Here is a 17,326-nt window from a genome sequence, read left to right on the forward strand (position 1 = left end):
GGCCGGGGAAGCGACCGGCTGGCTCACGCCGCCGGCCCGGCTGCACACACCGGCCGCACGCCGCAGCGCCGGCCGGTGCGCAGCGGCGCCAGCGTCGGCACCGCCACGCGCTGCAATGCGCTTACTGCGCCGGCGCCGGCTGCGGCGCCTGCTGCGGCTGCGGCGCGGTCTGCGCCGGCTGGCCGCCGAAGTTCACCGCCGGCGCCTCGGAGATCTGCGCCTCGTTGGCCACGGAGAAGTTCGGCTTTTCCTTGTAGCCGAAGATCTTGGAGGTGATCACCTGCGGGAACGAACGGATGTAGGTGTTGTAGTCCTGCACCGCCTGGATGTAGCGGCCGCGGGCCACGGTGATGCGGTTCTCGGTGCCTTCCAGTTGCGCCTGCAGGTCGCGGAACGACTGGTCGGACTTGAGGTTGGGATAGTTCTCGGTGACCACCAGCAGCCGCGACAGGGCGCTGGACAGCTGGCCCTGCGCCTGCTGGAACTGCTGCAGCGACGCCGCGTCGTCGGCATTGACCTGGACCTGGCCGACCCGCGCGCGGGCGTTGGTCACGTCGGTCAGCACCTGCCGTTCCTGGTCGGCATAGCCCTTGACCGTGTTGACCAGGTTCGGGATCAGGTCGGCGCGGCGCTTGTACTGGTTCAGCACCTCGGACCAGCCGGCCTTGACCGCCTCGTCCTTCTGCTGGATCGCGTTGTAGCCGCAACCGGACAACAGCGCCACCACGGCGGCGAGGAACAACGAGCGGGACAACAGGCGCATGGCGCTCTCCGGCATGAAGACAGCGCGCAGCTTGCCACGCGCCCCGTGAAAACGCAGCCGCGGCCGCGTCAGCCGTTCACCACTGGCCGGCGCCGGGCACGTGATGGGCGGCGGCGCGGCGGCGCATCAGCAGGTTCAGCCATTCCACCAGCACCGAGAAGCCCATCGCCGCGTAGATGTAGGGCTTGGGCACGTGCACGTCCAGGCCGTCCAGGATCAGCACCACGCCGATCATCAGGATGAACGCCAGCGCCAGCATCTTCACCGTCGGGTTGGCATCGATGAAGCGGCCCAGCGGGTTGGCCGCCAGCAGCATCACCGCCACCGCCAGCAGCACCGCCGCCACCATCACCGGGATGTGCTGGGCCATGCCGACCGCGGTGATCACCGAATCCAGCGAGAACACGATGTCGATCACCGCGATCTGCGCGATCACCATCCAGAACACGCCCGAGGCCTTGCTGGTGGTCGGGTCGGCGTCTTCGCCGCCGGTGATCATCTCGCGGATCTCCATCGAGCCCTTCACCAGCAGGAACACGCCGCCGACGATCAGCACCAGGTCGCGCACCGAGATGCCCATGCCGGCCACGCTGAACAGATCGCCCTGCATCCGCGCCAGGAACGCCAGCGATACCAGCAGCGCGATGCGGGTCAGGCACGCCACCGCGATACCGAACTTGCGCGCGGCCGGGCGTTGCGCCTCGGGCAGCTTGCCCACCGCGATGGAGATGAACACCAGGTTGTCGATGCCCAGCACGATTTCCAACGCGCTCAGCGTCAGCAGCGTCAACCAGGTGTTGGGATCGGCGAGAAACTCGAAAGCCATGGGGTCGAATCCTTTAACGGTAAAAAAGACAGGCGGGCGTCACAGCAGGCGCGGCAGCAGGATCAGCCCCCAGCACAGCACCACATTGGCCAGCATCAGCAGCACCGCGGCCGAGCCCATGTCCTTGGCGCGGCCGGCCAGTTCGTGGTGCTCCGGGCCGTAGCGCTCGATCACCGCCTCGATCGCCGAATTGAGCAGCTCCACCGCCAGCACCAGCAACAGCGAGCCGATCATCAGCGCCTGCTGCACCGGCCCCTGCCCCAGCCACAGCGCCAACGGCGCCAGCAGCACGAACAGGCACACTTCCAGCCGGAACGAGGACTCGTGCAGCCAGGCCGCGCGCAGCCCCTGGTACGACCAGCGCAGCGCCATCAGCATCCGCCGCGGCCCGCGCGGCAGGTGCCCGAATTGGTCGGCCATGGCTCAGGCCCGGCCTGGGGAGCGAAGACGCGACGGCAACGGCCGGAAGGGAACGGTCATGGGCAATGGCGAAGCGGGCTAGACGCCAATTTTGCCACAAGCCCCCGCCCGCCGCTGGGACGGGCCGCCGCAGCCGGCGGATTTGCCCGCGGCATAGCGCCTGCGGCACCATCGCCGCTCCGTCGCCGTCAGGAGCCGCTCCATGCCCCGTTCGCCGCTGCGCGCCGCGCTGCTCGCCACCTGCCTGTTCCTGCTCGGCCTGCATTCCGCGCTGGCACTCACCGCGCCGGCCGCGCCGAAGATCCCCGAACAGGTGTCCAGTCCGGACTGGGAACAGGACATGCAGCGCTTCGCCCAGGCCGATGCCGCGCATCCGCCCAAGCCCGGCGGCGTGCTGTTCGTCGGCAGCTCCTCGATCCGCTTCTGGACCTCGCTGGCCAGCGATTTCCCCGGCGTGGACACGCTCAACCGCGGCTTCGGCGGCTCGGAGATCCGCGACAGCACCTGGTATGCCGACCGCATCGTGGTGCCGTACCGTCCGCGCCTGATCGTGTTCTACGCCGGCGACAACGACCTCAACAGCGGCCGCAGCCCGCAGCAGCTGCGCGAGGATTTCCTGGCCTTCGTGGCCAGGGTGCGCCGCGACCTGCCCGGCACCCGCATCGCCTACCTCGCGATCAAACCCAGCCCGGCGCGCGCGGCGCTGCTGCCGCAGGTGGCCGAGGCCAACGCGCTGATCCGCAAGGCCGCCGCCGGGCTGAAGCGGGTGGACTTCATCGACGTGTCCACGCCGATGCTCGGCGCCGACGGGCAGCCGCGCGCCGAGCTGTTCGGCCCGGACCACCTGCACATGAACGCCACCGGCTATGCGCTGTGGCGCGACATCGTGCGGCCGTATCTGCAGCGCAAGTAGGAAATAGCGCCCGCCCGGCCGCCCGAGCGGCTACCCTTGGCGGGCGTGTTCCGTTGTCCCCCAGCGTGGAGTAGCACAGGATGCCCAGGGCCCTGGTCATCGAAGACGATGAAGTGACCGCCCGCGACATCGTCGCCGAACTCGGCGCGCATGGCTTCACCGCCGTGTGGATCGCCAACGGCCGCGACGGCCTGCAGCACGCGCTGGCCGACGGCTACGACATCATCACCCTGGACCGCATGCTGCCCGGCATGGACGGTATCGACGTCGTCTCCGAACTGCGCAAGCGCGCGGTGGAAACGCCGGTGCTGATGATCAGCGCGCTGTCGGAGGTGGACGAGCGCGTGCGCGGCCTGCGCGCCGGCGGCGACGACTACCTGACCAAGCCGTTCTCGCCCGACGAACTCGCCGCGCGCGCCGAAGTGCTGCTGCGCCGCCGTCGCAGCGCGAGCGCCACGCCGGAAACCCGCCTGCGCGTGGCCGACCTCGAACTCGACCTGGTCCGCCACAACGCATTGCGCAACGGCCAGCCGCTCGCGCTGCTGCCCACCGAATTCCGCCTGCTCGAATTCCTGATGCGCAACGCCGGCCAGGTGGTGACCCGGCAGATGATCTTCGAGCACGTGTGGGGCTTCCATTTCGATCCGGGCACCAACGTGATCGACGTCCATCTGGGCCGCCTGCGGCGCAAGATCGACGGCAACGGCCAGCCGCCGCTCATCCGCACGATGCGCGGCTCGGGGTATGTGCTTGCGCCCGCTGACTGACGCCTGGCATTCGGCCACCTCGCGGCTGATCCTCATCTACGGGGCGCTGTTCGCGGTCTGGTGCATCGTGCTGCTCGGCGTGGTGCAGTGGGAGTCCTCGCGCTACCTGTCGAACGTGATCGACCAGATGCTGGCCGCGCGCATCCATTACCTGGAGAACACCGACCCCAGGCGCCTGGCCGACACCGTGGCCGCAGCCAGCGCCATCGACATCCAGGGCTTCATGTGGGTGGGCCTGTTCGACGCCCACGGACGCCGCATCGCCGGCAACATCGACGCGATACCCAGGGGCATGGCCGAGAACGGCACGGTCAGCCCCATCGAGGCCAGCCTGATCGACGCCGGGCACGGCAGCCAGACCCGCGCGCGCGGCATCGCCCGGCAGCTGCCGGACGGCCGGCGCCTGGTGGTGGCCAAGGAAAGCAACGTCATCGACGGACTCAGCGGGATCATCTGCCGCGGACTGCTGTGGGGGCTGTCGTTGACCCTGCTGCCCGGCGTGCTCGGCGGCATCCTCATCGCGCGCGGTCCCGCGCGGCGCATCCGCGCCATCCAGCACGCCATGGACCCCATCCGCCAGGGCGACCTCAGCGTGCGCCTGCCGGTGTCGCGCGGCGGCGACGAGGTGGACCTGCTCGCGGCCACGGTGAACCAGGCGCTCGGCGAGATCGAGCGCCTGCTCGGCGAGGTGAAGGGCGTCACCGACAACATCGCCCACGACCTGCGCACCCCGCTCACACGCATGCGCACGCGCCTGTACCGCCTGCAGCAACAGTTCGCCGGCCGCCCCGAAGGCGAGCAACTGGACGATTGCGTCGGCGAGATCGACACCGTGCTGACCCGGTTCCGCGCCCTGCTGCGGGTGTCGGAGCTGGAAGACCGCCAGCGCAGCGCGTGCTTCGCGACGATGGACCTCGGCGCCCTGCTGCACGATGTCCATGACTTCTACGCACCGTTGGCCGAGGACCGCGGGCAGGCCTTCGCGCTGGCGCTGGAGCCGCTGCCGGCCGTGCGCGGCGACCCCCATCTGCTGTTCGAGGCGCTGGCCAACCTGGTCGGCAACGCCATCAAATTCACGCCCGACGGGGGAACGATCCGCCTGATCGGGTTCACCGACCAGAGCGGCAACGCCCGCATCGACGTCGCCGATACCGGACCCGGCATTCCGCCCGAAGAGCGCGAGGCCGTCTTCCGCCGGTTCTACCGGGGCGACCAGACGCGCGCCAAACCCGGCTGCGGACTGGGGCTGGCGATCGTCAGCGCCATCGTGCGCCTGCATGGCTATGCGCTGCGCGTGGGCGGCGACGCGCGCGGGGCGGTGTTCTCGGTGATCTGCCCGCCCGCCGCGTCGCCCGAACACCGCACGCCCGTGGCCTGCCGCCTGCAACAGGTCGACCTCGGCGCGCCGGGCGAGCGCCTGCCGGATGCGCGCCCGGTGGCGCCGTGATCGGCGCGCAAACCCTTCCGCCATCGCGTTTTTTCGACCGCCGCCTGCACGTCTAAATAAATCTTAACTACGCCCGGGGAAGGTCCGGGAGCAGAATCCGCTGCGACGCAACATTCGCGCACGGAACCCGTCCTCCATGATTGGCATCGTCCGGATCGCCCTGACGCGACCGTATACCTTCGTCGTCCTCGCCCTGCTGATCCTGATCGTGGGACCGCTGGCCGCGCTGCGCACGCCCACCGACATCTTCCCCGACATCAGGATCCCGGTGATCGCCGTGGTCTGGCAGTACAACGGCCTGCCGCCCGAGCAGATGGCCGGGCGCGTGTCCTCGCCGTTCGAGCGCGTGCTCACCACCACGGTGAACGACGTCGAGCACATCGAGGCCAGCTCGATCCAGGGCTTCGGCATCGTCAAGATCTTCTTCCAGCCGGGCGCGGACATCCGCACCGCCAACGCACAGGTCACCGCCGTCGCGCAGACCATGCTGCGCCAGTTGCCGCAGGGCACCACGCCGCCGCTGATCCTCAACTACAACGCGTCCACGGTGCCGATCATCCAGCTGGCATTGTCCGGCGAAGGCCTCACCGAACAGAACCTGGCCGACCTCGGCCTCAACATCATCCGTCCGCAGCTCACCTCGGTGGCCGGCGCGGCGATCCCGTATCCGTTCGGCGGCAAGACCCGCCAGGTGCAGATCGATATCGATCCGCCGGCGCTGCTGGCGCGCGGGCTGTCGGCGCAGGACGTGGCCAACGCCCTCGCCGCGCAGAACCTGATCACCCCGGTGGGCACGCAGAAGATCGGCAGGTACGAATACACGCTGCAATTGAACAACTCGCCGTCCGACATCGAGGAACTGGGCAACCTGCCGGTGAAGGTGGTCGACGGCGCCACGGTGTTCATCCGCGACGTGGCCCACGTGCGCGACGGCGCGCCGCCGCAGAGCAACATCGTGCACGTCGACGGCGACCGCTCGGTGCTGATGACGGTGCTGAAGAACGGCTCTGCCTCGACCCTGGCGATCATCGCCGGGGTCAAGCAGCGCGTCGCCGCGATGAAGGACGCCCTGCCGGCCGACCTCAAGATCGTCCCCATCGGCGACCAGTCGCTGTTCGTCAGCGGCGCCATCGAGGGCGTCGCGCGCGAGGGCGTGATCGCCGCGGCGCTGACCAGCCTGATGATCCTGCTGTTCCTCGGCAGCTGGCGTTCGACGCTGATCATCGCCACCTCGATCCCGCTGGCGATCCTCAGCTCGATCGCCGCGCTGTCGGCGATCGGCGAGACGCTGAACATCATGACCCTGGGCGGCCTCGCCCTGGCGGTGGGCATCCTGGTGGACGACGCCACGGTGACCATCGAGAACATCAACTGGCACCTGGAACAGGGCAAGGACGTCGAAACCGCGATCCTGGACGGCGCGGCGCAGATCGTGACGCCCGCCTTCGTCTCGCTGCTGTGCATCTGCATCGTGTTCGTGCCGATGTTCTTCCTGCAGGGCGTGGCGCGCTTCCTGTTCGTGCCGATGGCCGAGGCGGTGATGTTCGCGATGATCGCCTCGTTCGTCCTGTCGCGCACGCTGGTGCCGACGCTGGCGAAGTACCTGCTGCACCCGCATGCGCCGCATACCGACCTGCACGGCGACGGCCCTGGGCAACCGCCTTCGCGCAATCCGCTGCTGCGCTTCCAGCGCGGTTTCGAGAAGCGCTTCGAGGCCCTGCGGGCCCGCTACCACGCCTTGCTCGAAATCGCGCTGTTGCGGCGCAGGCTGTTCGTGCCCGGCTTCGTGGCCTGCGTGGCGCTGTCGTTCCTGCTGGTGCCGATGCTGGGCCGCAATTTCTTCCCGTCGGTGGATTCCGGCCAGATCCTGATGCACGTGCGTGCGCCGGTCGGCACGCGGGTGGAGGAGACGGCGCGCCTGTTCGCCGACGTGACCGGCGCGGTGCGCACGCTGATTCCCAAGGAGCAGCTCGGCAGCGTCGTCGACAACATCGGCCTGTCGTCCTCGGGCATCAACAACACCTACAACAACACCGGCACCATCGGCTCGCAGGATGGCGACATCCAGATCGCGCTGAACGAGGGCCACGCGCCCACCGCCGACTACGTGCGCCGCTTGCGCCAGACCCTGCCGCGCCAGTTCCCCGGTGTCGTGTTCTCGTTCCCGCCGGCCGACATCATCAGCCAGATCCTGAACTTCGGTTCGCCGGCGCCGGTGGACCTGCAGATCCGCGGCCCGAACCTGGCGGCCAACTTCGCCTACGCCAACCGCCTGCTGCGCGAGATCCGCCGCGTGCCGGGCGTGGTGGACGCGCGCATCCAGCAGTCGCAGACCAGTCCCGGTTTCAACGTGAACGTGGACCGCAGTCGTGCGCAACAGGTCGGCATCACCGAGCGCGACGTCACCAGCAGCCTGGGGGTGAACCTGGCCGGTTCCAGCCAGATCGCGCCGACCTTCTGGCTGAATCCGCAGAACGGGGTGTCGTATCCGATCGTGATGCAGACCCCGCAGTACAGCCTCGACAGCCTGCCCGGCCTGGAGAACGTGCCGATCAGCCCCAGCTCGGGGAGCGGCGGCGCGCAGATCCTCGGCGGCCTGGCGACGGTGTCGCGGACCGCGACCAACGCGGTGGTCAGCCAGTACAACATCAACTCGATGGTGGAGATCTTCGCCGCCACCCAGGACCGCGACCTCGGCGCGGTCGCCGCCGACATCCAGAAGATCGTCGACGCCAACCAGAAGTTCCTGCCCAAGGCGTCCAGCACCGCCCTGCTCGGCCAGGTGCAGACCATGAACAACGCGTTTTCGGGACTCATCTTCGGCCTGCTCGGCGCGATCGTGCTGATCTACCTGTTGATCGTGGTGAACTTCCAGTCGTGGAGCGATCCGTTCGTGATCGTGACCGCCTTGCCCGCGGCGATCGCCGGCATCGTGTGGATGCTGTTCGCCACGCATACCAGCCTGTCGGTGCCGGCGCTGACCGGCGCCATCATGTGCATGGGCGTGGCCACGGCCAACGCGATCCTGGTGGTGAGCTTCTGCCGCGAGCGCCTGGCCGAGCACGGCGACGCGGCCAAGGCCGCGCTCGAGGGCGGCTTCGTCCGCTTCCGTCCGGTGCTCATGACCGCCCTGGCGATGATCATCGGCATGGCGCCGATGGCGCTGGGCATGGGCGAAGGCGGCGAGCAGAACGCGCCGCTGGGCCGCGCCGTCATCGGCGGCCTGATCTTCGCCACCACGGCCACGCTGTTCTTCGTGCCGATCGTCTTCAGCATGATCCACAGCCGCCGCGCCCATCCGTCTTCCCCCCCGGCGAACGCCTCCGGAGAGTCCTTGCATGTCGCCTGATACCCCGCACACCCGGCCGCCGCGCCGCCTCCGCCTGGCCGGCATCATCGCGCTGATCGTGGTCCTGGCCATCGTCGTGGCCGGGGTCGCCACGCGCGCCAACGAGGCGCGCACGCTGCGCGTGTGGACCGACGACCAGGCCATGCCGACGGTGCAACTGGTGACGCCGGAGGCTGGCCAGGGCGACAGCGCGCTCAACCTCCCGGGCCGCCTGCAGGCGTATGCGCGCGCGCCGATCTACGCCCGCACCAGCGGTTACCTGAAATGGTGGAAGGCCGACATCGGCAGCAAGGTGAAGGCCGGCGACGTGCTCGCCGAGATCGAAACCCCCGACCTGGACCAGCAACTGCTCCAGGCCAGGGCCGATCTGGCCAGCGCCCGCGCCAACGCGGCACTGGCGCAGACCACCGCCAGGCGCTGGCAGGCCATGGGCGATTCCGACTCGGTGTCCAGGCAGGAAGTGGACGAGAAGAGCGGCGACTACGCGGCCAAGCGCGCGCTCGCGCAGGCCGCGCAGGCCAACGTCGAACGCATCCAGGCGCTGAAGGGCTTCGCCAGGCTGGTGGCGCCGTTCGACGGCACCGTCACCGCGCGCGAGACCGATGTCGGCGCGCTGGTCAACGCCGGCGGCGGCGGCCAGGAACTGTTCGTGGTGTCGGACACGCGCAAGCTGCGCATGTACGTGAACGTGCCGCAGAACTACGCGCCGTCGGTGCGTCCGGGCACCCGCGTGACGCTGACGGTGCCGGAGTATCCGGGCCAGACCTTCGCCGGCGTCGTCGACAGGTCGTCGCAGGCGATCAACGCCGCCTCCGGCACCACGCTGGTCCAGGTGGCCGTGGACAACCAAGACGGCAAGCTGCTGTCGGGCGGCTATGCCAGCGTCACCTTCGCGCTTGCCGCCAACGCCACGCTGCTACGCGTGCCGGCCAGCGCGCTGGTGTTCGACGACAAGGGCCTGCGCGTGGCGGTGGTCGATGCGCACGACAAGGTGGCGTTCAAGACCGTGACCATCGCCCGCGACTTCGGCAGGACGGTGCAGCTCGGCTCGGGCATCGCCGCCGGCGACCGCCTGATCGAGAGCCCGCCGGATGGCCTGGCCGAAGGCGATCGCGTGCGCATCGCTGCGCCCAAGCCGGCAGGCGACCATGCAAAGGTCTGATCGCGTCCGCGCACGGCTTGCCGCGACCGCGGTACTGGCGTCGCTGGGCCTGGCGGCCTGCTCGCTGGCGCCCACCTACCAGGCGCCCGAGGTGCCGGTGGCGGCGCAGTACAGCGATCCCCATTCGCCGTGGGTGGAAGCGCAGCCGGCCGACCATCTCGACCGCGACGGCTGGTGGAAGGTCTATGGCGACGACCGGCTCGACCAGTTGCAGGCGCGCCTGCTGGCCAACAACGCCACGCTGGCCGCTGCGCTCGCCCATTACCAGCAGGCCGAGGCGTTCACCCAGCAGGCCCGCGCCGGGTACTTCCCGACCCTGGGCCTGGACGGCAGCGCCGCGCGCAACCGCCAATCGGATACGCGCCCGCTGCGCGGCGCCACCTCGCCGGCCTACTACGACGCGTACACCGTCGGTGCCCAGCTCGACTACGAAGTGGACCTGTGGGGCCGCGTGCGCGACACCGTCGCCGCTGGCGAAGCGCAGCAGGCCGCCTCCGCCGCCGATCTCGCACAGGCGCGCCTGAGCCTGCAGGCGCAGCTCGCCGACAGCTACCTGCAACTCAACGGCGACGACCGCCAGATCCAGGTGTTGAGCGAGAGCATCGACGCGTTCGGCAAGGCCTTGCAGCTCACCCAGTCGCGTCATGCCGGGGGGATCGCCTCGGCCCTGGACGTGGCGCGCGCGCAGACGCAGTTGTCCAACGCCAAGTCGCAGCGCATGCAGGCGCAAGCGCAACGCGCGCTGGTGCTGCATGGCATCGCGGCGCTGGTCGGCGATTCCGCGTCCAGCTTCCAGCTCGCGGCCAACACCGCGCAGGTGCCGGTGCCGGCGATCCCGCTGCAGGTACCTTCGACGCTGTTGCAGCGTCGCCCGGACATCGCCGCCGCGGAACGGCGTACCGCAGCGGCGAACGCCCAGGTGGGCATCGCGCGCGCCGCGTTCTTCCCGCAGCTGACCATCGACGGGCAAGGGGGGTGGCAGAGCGATCGCTGGGGCGGCATCGCCACCGCGCCCAACCGGTTCTGGGCCATCGGCCCCAGCCTGCTGCTGAACGTGTTCGATGGCGGTCGCCGCAAGGCCGGCGTGAAAGCGGCGCAGGCCGCGACCGCCGAGGCCGGCGCGAAGTACCGCGAGGTGGTGCTCACTGCCTTCGCCCAGGTCGAGGACAACCTCAGCTTGCTGCGCGACCTGGGCACGGCGTTGACCGATCAGCGCGCGGCGGCCGCTGCCGCGCAGCGCTCGGTCGAGCTGTCGCTCAATCATTACCGCGAGGGTGCCGTCGGCTACCTCGAGGTGGTGCAGGCGCAGACGGCCGCACTCGATGCGCGGCGCAGCGTCATCGATCTGGAGACCCGGCAGTTGCGGGCCAGCGTCGCCTTGATCCGCGCGCTGGGCGGCGGCTGGGAGGCAGGCGAAAAAACCTGACGCGGCGTCGATCGCGCCCGGGACCATCCTGCCTGGCCGTCGGCGTGGGCCTGCGATGGCGGTGGTCCCAGCAAACGCTCCGCCGAAGGCGGGTCGCGCCAGCGCCGCTCACCTGGCCGGATCGAACCTGACCGTGGCGGTGGTGCCGCCGCCTTCGGCGCTTTCCAGCCCGATCCGCCAGCCGAAGCGCTCGCACAGCCGGCGCACGATCGACAGGCCCAGCCCGGTGCCCTGCGGGCGATCCGGCTCGGCGCGGAAGAACGGCTCGAACGCGCGCTGCAGCGCTTCGCTGGACATGCCGATGCCGGTGTCGCGGATGCTGATCCGGTCGCTGCCGACCTCGACCTCGATGCTGCCGGCGTCGGTATAGCTGCAGGCATTGCGCAGCAGGTTGCTGACCACCACATGCAGCACCCGCGGCGGCGCATGCAGGCGGGCGACGGCGAGCACCTTGACGGTCAGCGTCACCGGCTTGCCGGTCAGCAGCTCGCGCGCATTCTCGGCCTCGTACTCGACCACCTCGGCGACCTCGAAGGTCTCGCTCTGCGGCACCACGTCCGCTTCGCGCGCCAGGATCAGGAACGCGTCGATCACCGCTTCCATGTCGCGGCCGGCGCGCTGGATGCGCTGCAGGCTGCGGCTCAGCCGCGGCGGCAGGTCCGGATCGGTCATCGCGATGTCGCTGGCGACGCGGATCACGGTCAGCGGCGTGCGCAATTCGTGGCTGGCATCGCGGGTGAAGTTGCGTTCGCGCGCCACATGGTCGGTGACGCGCAAGGCCAGCGCGTGCAGCGCGGCGGCCAGCTGCCGCGATTCGCCCTGCACGTCGGCCGGCAGGTTTTCCGGCGCCAGGTCGGCGGTGGACGGGTGCCGCGGATCCCACTGCGACACGCGCCGCGCCAGCCAGTTCACCGGCGACAGCAGCCGCCGCGAGGCGCGGTGGGTCAGCCATCCCACCGCCACCACCGCGATCAGGGTCAGCAGCACCGGCACGATGCCGAACCAGAAGGCCAGGCGCTGCGCCTGCGCGCGCAGGAACACCAGGTACAGACGTCCGGCCCTGGTGTCGTCGACCAGCACCATCTCGCCACCGGGGCGGTTCTCGTGCAGGCCGGGCTTGAGGCCGCGCACATTCGCCGGCACCGCCGCATCCGATTGCCCGGCCGGCACCAGATAGCCGCGCAAGGTGTGGCTGTTCGGTGGCGGCTGCGATGGGGATTGCGCGTACAGGCGCCAGTAGTGCGCGGCTTCCTCGCGCATCACCGAGCCCACCAGCGAGTGCTGCACCACCGCCACCACCAGATAGCTGCCCAACGCGACGATGCAGCCCGCGAACACGATGCGTGCGATCAGGGCCAGGCGGACTTTGCGCGGCAAACCGTGCGGCATTACAGCTTCCGTTTCTTTTCGCCGCGATTATAGGAGGGCGGATCGTGAATCCACCGTGCAAGCAGGCCCCGTTCCGGAGGCCTGCCGCGGGGCGCGACCGGCACCGCTCAGCTCATCGGCTGGGCGATGTCGGCGATGCGGTAGCCGGCGCTCTGCACGGTGTGCAGCAGCGGCCGGTCGAACGGCTTGTCGATGATCTTGCGCAGGTTGTACAGATGGCTGCGCAGCGTGTCCGAGTCCGGCAGGCCGTTGCCCCAGATCTCGCGTTCGATCTCCTGGCGGGTGACCACGCGCGGCGATTCGCGCATCAGGATGGTCAGCAGGCGCAGGCCGATCGGCGACAGCTGCAGCTCGGTGCCGGCACGGGTCGCCCGCATGCTCACCGGGTCCAGCACCAGGTCGGCCACCTTCAGCACTTCCGAGCCCACCTGGCGGCGCTCGCGGCGGATCAACGCGCGCAGCCGCGCTTCCAGTTCCTGGATCGCGAACGGCTTGGTCAGGTAGTCGTCGGCGCCGAAACCCAGGCCGGTGAGCTTGTCGTCGAGCGTGTCGCGCGCGGTCAGCATCAGCACCGGCGTGGACTTGCGCGCGTCGTTGCGCAAACGGCGACACACTTCGATGCCGTCCAGGCGTGGCAGCATCAGGTCCAGCACCACCACGTCGTAACTGTTCTCCGCGGCCAGGCGATACCCGTCCAGGCCGTCGCAGGCGTAATCCACTTCGAATCCGCGGCCTTCCAGGTACTCGCCGATCATTTCGGAGATGTTGCGGTTGTCCTCGACGACCAGAACGAGTCCGGAGGTTTCCTTGGTCTGACGCATAGAGCTTCCTCAGTCTTCAGCTTTGTGAAACATGCCGGAAGCCCGGTGGTGACGGCGTGAAGAACGCTTCATCTGCCTGAGCGGCGCAGAAATCACCCGCCGATCAAGGGTTTGAGCTTGGGCCACACATTGTCCAGCACCTTGGGCTGGCCGGCGGCGGTGGGATGCAGGCCGTCGTCCTGCATCAGCGCCGGGTTCAGCGCCACGCCCTCCAGCAGGAACGGCAGCAGCCCGGTCTGGTATTGCCTGGCCAGGTCGGCGTAGACCGTGCGCAGCCGCTGGCGGTAGGCTGGCCCGTAGTTCGGCGGCACGTCGATGCCGAGCAACAGCACCTTCGCGCCGGCGTTGCGGCTGAGCACGATCATCTTCTCCAGATTGCCGCGCAGCTCCGCCGGGGTCAGCCCGCGCAGGGCATCGTTGCCGCCGAGTTCGATCACCACCACCGCCGGCCGGTGCTTCTGCAGAAGCGCCGGCAGCCGGGTCAGCGCGCCCGAGGAGGTCTCGCCGCTGATGCTGGCATTGACTACGGCCGGTGGCGCCTGCATCTGTTGTTGCAGGCGGCGCTCCAGCAGCGCCACCCAGCCGGACTGGACCGGAATGTTGTGCGCGGCGCTGAGGCTGTCGCCGACCACCAGCACCGGCCCCGCCGCACCTTTGGCACAGGCGATGGCGGGCAGCAGCAGACACCATGCCAGACAGGCCCAGAGCCAGGCGCTGCGCGTCCAGGCAGGCGTTCCTTTCGTATCGTTGCCACGCATCCGGAGATTTCCTCATCGACAGTCTGGCCCCCACTCCCCGCACCGGCATCGCGATCGACGTGCGCGATGTCGGCAAATCCGTCAGCGGACCGGAGGGCACGGTCCACATTCTCGACAACGTCGGATTGACCATCGGTGAAGGCGACAGCGTCGCCATCGTCGGCGCCTCCGGTTCCGGCAAGACCACCCTGCTCGGGCTGCTCGCCGGCCTGGACCTGCCGACGCGTGGCGAGATCGTGCTCGCCGGGCAGTCGCTCAACGCGCTGGACGAGGAAGCGCGCGCCGCGCTGCGCGCGCGCGAGGTCGGCTTCGTGTTCCAGAGCTTCCACCTGCTGCCGTCGCTGACCGCCGCCGAAAACATCGCATTGCCGCTGGAGCTGGCCGGGCGCGAGGACCCGGCGCGGGTGCGCGAGGTGCTGGAGGCGGTCGGCCTGACCGCCCGTGCGCGGCACTACCCGCGGCAACTGTCCGGCGGCGAGCAGCAGCGCGTGGCGCTGGCGCGCGCGTTCGTGGCGCGGCCGCGGATCCTGTTCGCCGACGAACCCACCGGCAGCCTCGACCAGGCCACCGGCCAGCAGATCAGCGACCTGCTGTTCGCGCTCAACGCCGGCAGCGACACCACCCTGGTCCTGGTCACCCACGACCTGCGCCTGGCGCAACGTTGCGAACACCGCTACCGGCTCGACCGCGGGCGCCTGCGCCAGGCCGAAGCGGTGGCCGACGCATGAACGTGTTGCGCCACGCCGCGCGCGCGCTGCGCCGCGAACTGTTCGCCGGCGACCTGCTGACCGTGTTCGCCGCGCTGGTGCTCGGCGTGGCGGTGATGACCGCGGTCGGCACCCTGGTCGATCGCGTCACCCTGGCGCTGACCGGCAGCGCCGCCGAGGTGATCGGCGGCGACCTCGGCGTGACCGGGCGCCAGGACATCCCCGCCGCGTTCGCCGAACAGGCACAGCGCCGCGGCGTGCGCCACACGCGCCTGGTCAGCTTTCCCAGCGTGCTGTTCCATGGCGATGCCAGCCAGATGGCCAACATCAAGGCGGTCGACGTCGGCTATCCGTTGCGCGGCGACTTGCTGGTCGCACGCGACACCGCCGGCGCCGGCAGCGAGCGCGCCGGCCCGCCACCGCGCGGCCAGGCCTACGCCGATCCGCGCCTGCTCGAAGCGCTGGGGCTGAAGCTCGGCGACGCCCTGGAATTCGGCGCCGGCACGCTGCGCGTGACCCGGGTGCTGCGCGCCGAGCCGGACGCTTCAGGCGAACTGATGCAGCTGTCGCCGCCGCTGCTGGTCAACCGTGCCGACGTCGACGCCGCCGGCCTGCTCGGCCCCGGCAGCCGCGCCTCGTACCGGCTGATGTTCGCCGGCGCGCCGGGCGAGATCGCCGCGTTGCGCGAATGGCTGGCGCCACGCGCCAAGGCGTTCCGCCTGGTCGGCATCGAAGACACCCAGCGCGGGGTGCGCGGCGCGTTCGACCGCGCCGGCCGCTTCCTCGCCCTGACCGCGTTGCTGGCGGTGCTGCTGGCCGGCGTCGCCACCGCGCTGGCGGCCAACCGCTTCGCGCTGCGCCGCATCGACAGCGTGGCGGTGCTGCGCTGCCTGGGCGCGCGCCAGCGCGACATCCTCGGCGCGCTGGCGCTGCAGTTGCTGCTGCTGGCGCTTCCCGCCTGCGCGCTCGGCGTGGGCCTGGGCATGCTGGCGCAGATCGGCCTGGTCGAAGCGCTGGGCAGCCTGATCCCGAACCGGCTGCCGCTGCCGCAGGCGACCCCGGCGCTGGCCGGCGCCGGCATCGGCCTGTTGCTGCTGCTCGGCTTCGGCCTGCCGCCGCTGCTGCGGCTGCGCAATGTGCCGCCGATGCGCGTGCTCAACCGCAGCTTCGCCGCGCTGCCGCCGACCTCGCTGCTGGTCTACGCCGCCGCGCTGGTCGCCACCGTGGTGCTGGCGGTGTACGCCACCGGCGATGGCGTGCTCGCGGCCTGGGTGCTGGGCGGGCTGACCCTGCTGGCCGCGCTCGCCGCGGCGGTCGGCGGCCTGTTGCTGGCCCTGCTGCGGCGGCTGCAATCGCGCCTGCGCGGGCCATGGAAGCTGGGCCTGGCGGCGCTGACCCGGCGCCGCGCGCTGAGCGTGGTGCAACTGGTCGGGCTGTCGCTGTCGCTGTGCGCGCTGCTGCTGTTGGCGGTGATCGGCCCGGGTCTGCTCGGCCAATGGCGCGACCGGCTGCCGGCGGACACGCCGAACTACTTCCTGATGAACATCCAGCCCGACCAGGCCGAGCACGTGCTCGGCACGCTGCGCGGGCTGGGCGTGACCGACGCGGCGGTGGAGCCGTTCAGCACCGGCAAGCTGGTGGCGATCAACGGCAAGCCGCCGCAGCGCCAGGAGCAGGGGCCGGAGGACGATGGCGATGGCGCCGATCGGCCGATCAACTTCTCCTGGCGGCATGCATTCCCCGCCGCCAACCGCCTGCTGTCCGGCCGTTTCTGGGCCGCCGACAGCACCGCGGCGGAAGCCTCGGTGGAGGAAGCCTGGGCGCAGCGCTACGGCCTCAAGCTCGGCGACCGCATCACCCTGCTGCTCGGCGAGCAGCAGCGCAGTTTCACCGTCACCAGCGTGCGCAAGGCCGACTGGGATTCGTTCCGGGTCAATTTCTTCCTGTTGCTCAACGCCGGCGCGGTGCAGGACGCGCCCTACAACCTGATCTCCGCGTTCCACCTGCCGCGCGGGTCCGCCGCGCAGTTGAGCGGCCTCAGCCGCACCTATCCGAACGTGTCGCTGCTGGACATCGACGCGATCCTGGGGCGGGTGCGCGAGGTGATCAACCAGGTGGCGCAGGCGGTGCAACTGGTGATGGGCTTCAGCCTGCTGGCCGGCGTGCTGGTGTTGCTGGCGGCGCTGCAGGCCACCGCCGGCGAGCGCCGCTACGACAGTGCGGTGCTGCGCACGCTGGGCGCGCGCCGGGGCCAGTTGCGCGGCGCGGTGCTGGTGGAATTCGGCGCGCTCGGCCTGCTCGCGGCGATCCTGGCGGTCGGCGCGGCGGCGGGGATCGGCGTGGTGGTGGCCAAGCAGGCGTTCGACCTGGCGCTGTCGCCGCCGTGGCCGGCGCTGCTGCTGGGCGGAGTCGGCGGCGTGCTGCTGAGCCTGCTGGCCGGCTGGTCGGGCACGCGCCGCATCCTGCGCACGCCGCCGGCCCTGGCCCTGCGCGAGCACTGAGCGCACTGCGACGCGGCCCGGCGTGCGTGTGCTTGGCGAGGACCTGGGCGTCGGCCAGCGCGTGCTCGCGGCCAGCG

The 17,326-nt window shown here is 70.3% G+C and carries 14 protein-coding genes; 8 read left to right on the plus strand and 6 right to left on the minus strand.

The annotated features are described in order from the left end of the window. Window positions 1-121 precede the first annotated feature (121 nt). The 3 genes from NRY95_17595 to NRY95_17605 all read right to left on the minus strand — a co-directional run bounded on the left by NRY95_17595 (window position 122) and on the right by NRY95_17605 (window position 2,009). Window positions 122-763 (minus strand): LemA family protein, encoded by a 642-nt coding sequence (locus NRY95_17595; GenBank protein ID UYC15503.1) that lies wholly within the window; start codon window positions 761-763, stop codon window positions 122-124. Window positions 764-839: 76 nt separating this feature from the next. Continuing rightward, window positions 840-1,589, minus strand: a complete 750-nt coding sequence (locus NRY95_17600; GenBank protein ID UYC15504.1) for a TerC family protein — start codon at window positions 1,587-1,589, stop codon at window positions 840-842. A gap of 39 nt (window positions 1,590-1,628) precedes the next feature. Next, entirely contained in the window at window positions 1,629-2,009 is a 381-nt protein-coding gene (locus NRY95_17605; protein UYC15505.1) for a diacylglycerol kinase, read from the minus strand. A 202-nt stretch (window positions 2,010-2,211) separates the two neighbouring features. Between NRY95_17605 and NRY95_17610 the strand changes: the two genes are divergently transcribed. From NRY95_17610 to NRY95_17635, 6 genes are all read left to right on the plus strand, one after another. Then, window positions 2,212-2,922 (plus strand): SGNH/GDSL hydrolase family protein, encoded by a 711-nt coding sequence (locus NRY95_17610; protein UYC15506.1) that lies wholly within the window; start codon window positions 2,212-2,214, stop codon window positions 2,920-2,922. Between the two features lie 80 nt (window positions 2,923-3,002). Then, on the plus strand, window positions 3,003-3,689 hold the full coding sequence (locus tag NRY95_17615) for a response regulator transcription factor (GenBank protein ID UYC15507.1): 687 nt from the start codon (window positions 3,003-3,005) through the stop codon (window positions 3,687-3,689). After that, window positions 3,667-5,136 (plus strand): HAMP domain-containing histidine kinase, encoded by a 1,470-nt coding sequence (locus NRY95_17620; protein ID UYC15508.1) that lies wholly within the window; start codon window positions 3,667-3,669, stop codon window positions 5,134-5,136. Before NRY95_17615 ends, NRY95_17620 begins: the two co-directional genes overlap by 23 nt. A gap of 136 nt (window positions 5,137-5,272) precedes the next feature. Continuing rightward, window positions 5,273-8,485 (plus strand): efflux RND transporter permease subunit, encoded by a 3,213-nt coding sequence (locus NRY95_17625; protein ID UYC15509.1) that lies wholly within the window; start codon window positions 5,273-5,275, stop codon window positions 8,483-8,485. After that, the gene (locus tag NRY95_17630) at window positions 8,475-9,647 is read left to right on the plus strand and encodes an efflux RND transporter periplasmic adaptor subunit (GenBank protein UYC15510.1); all 1,173 of its coding nucleotides are present in this window, start codon (window positions 8,475-8,477) and stop codon (window positions 9,645-9,647) included. The genes NRY95_17625 and NRY95_17630 overlap by 11 nt, the downstream gene beginning before the upstream one ends. After that, on the plus strand, window positions 9,634-11,073 hold the full coding sequence (locus tag NRY95_17635) for an efflux transporter outer membrane subunit (protein UYC15511.1): 1,440 nt from the start codon (window positions 9,634-9,636) through the stop codon (window positions 11,071-11,073). Before NRY95_17630 ends, NRY95_17635 begins: the two co-directional genes overlap by 14 nt. A 108-nt stretch (window positions 11,074-11,181) precedes the next feature. Here the strand turns inward: NRY95_17635 and NRY95_17640 are convergent, their stop codons facing one another. The 3 genes from NRY95_17640 to NRY95_17650 form a co-directional block, all read right to left on the minus strand. After that, entirely contained in the window at window positions 11,182-12,462 is a 1,281-nt protein-coding gene (locus NRY95_17640; GenBank protein UYC15512.1) for a HAMP domain-containing histidine kinase, read from the minus strand. A gap of 107 nt (window positions 12,463-12,569) precedes the next feature. Then, complete coding sequence (locus tag NRY95_17645; GenBank protein UYC15513.1) at window positions 12,570-13,283, minus strand: response regulator transcription factor; 714 nt, start codon at window positions 13,281-13,283, stop codon at window positions 12,570-12,572. Between the two features lie 92 nt (window positions 13,284-13,375). Continuing rightward, window positions 13,376-14,041, minus strand: a complete 666-nt coding sequence (locus NRY95_17650; protein ID UYC15514.1) for an arylesterase — start codon at window positions 14,039-14,041, stop codon at window positions 13,376-13,378. 125 nt (window positions 14,042-14,166) lie between these two features. Between NRY95_17650 and NRY95_17655 the strand changes: the two genes are divergently transcribed. Continuing rightward, on the plus strand, window positions 14,167-14,769 hold the full coding sequence (locus tag NRY95_17655; protein UYC18619.1) for an ATP-binding cassette domain-containing protein: 603 nt from the start codon (window positions 14,167-14,169) through the stop codon (window positions 14,767-14,769). Further along, entirely contained in the window at window positions 14,766-17,249 is a 2,484-nt protein-coding gene (locus NRY95_17660) for an FtsX-like permease family protein (protein UYC15515.1), read from the plus strand. The genes NRY95_17655 and NRY95_17660 overlap by 4 nt, the downstream gene beginning before the upstream one ends. Window positions 17,250-17,326: the final 77 nt, after the last annotated feature.

It is taken from the genome of Xanthomonas campestris pv. phormiicola (assembly GCA_025666215.1).
Classification (GTDB): domain Bacteria; phylum Pseudomonadota; class Gammaproteobacteria; order Xanthomonadales; family Xanthomonadaceae; genus Xanthomonas_A; species Xanthomonas_A campestris_A.

Excerpts from the sequence above, each read along its gene's own strand:
- NRY95_17595 (UYC15503.1), bottom strand. The coding sequence starts at position 763 with ATGCGCCTGTTGTCCCGCTCGTTGTTCCTCGCCGCCGTGGTGGCGCTG.
- NRY95_17600 (UYC15504.1), bottom strand. The coding sequence starts at position 1,589 with ATGGCTTTCGAGTTTCTCGCCGATCCCAACACCTGGTTGACGCTGCTG.
- NRY95_17605 (UYC15505.1), bottom strand. The coding sequence starts at position 2,009 with ATGGCCGACCAATTCGGGCACCTGCCGCGCGGGCCGCGGCGGATGCTG.
- NRY95_17610 (UYC15506.1), top strand. The coding sequence starts at position 2,212 with ATGCCCCGTTCGCCGCTGCGCGCCGCGCTGCTCGCCACCTGCCTGTTC.
- NRY95_17615 (UYC15507.1), top strand. The coding sequence starts at position 3,003 with ATGCCCAGGGCCCTGGTCATCGAAGACGATGAAGTGACCGCCCGCGAC.
- NRY95_17620 (UYC15508.1), top strand. The coding sequence starts at position 3,667 with ATGTGCTTGCGCCCGCTGACTGACGCCTGGCATTCGGCCACCTCGCGG.
- NRY95_17625 (UYC15509.1), top strand. The coding sequence starts at position 5,273 with ATGATTGGCATCGTCCGGATCGCCCTGACGCGACCGTATACCTTCGTC.
- NRY95_17630 (UYC15510.1), top strand. The coding sequence starts at position 8,475 with ATGTCGCCTGATACCCCGCACACCCGGCCGCCGCGCCGCCTCCGCCTG.
- NRY95_17635 (UYC15511.1), top strand. The coding sequence starts at position 9,634 with ATGCAAAGGTCTGATCGCGTCCGCGCACGGCTTGCCGCGACCGCGGTA.
- NRY95_17640 (UYC15512.1), bottom strand. The coding sequence starts at position 12,462 with ATGCCGCACGGTTTGCCGCGCAAAGTCCGCCTGGCCCTGATCGCACGC.
- NRY95_17645 (UYC15513.1), bottom strand. The coding sequence starts at position 13,283 with ATGCGTCAGACCAAGGAAACCTCCGGACTCGTTCTGGTCGTCGAGGAC.
- NRY95_17650 (UYC15514.1), bottom strand. The coding sequence starts at position 14,041 with ATGCGTGGCAACGATACGAAAGGAACGCCTGCCTGGACGCGCAGCGCC.
- NRY95_17660 (UYC15515.1), top strand. The coding sequence starts at position 14,766 with ATGAACGTGTTGCGCCACGCCGCGCGCGCGCTGCGCCGCGAACTGTTC.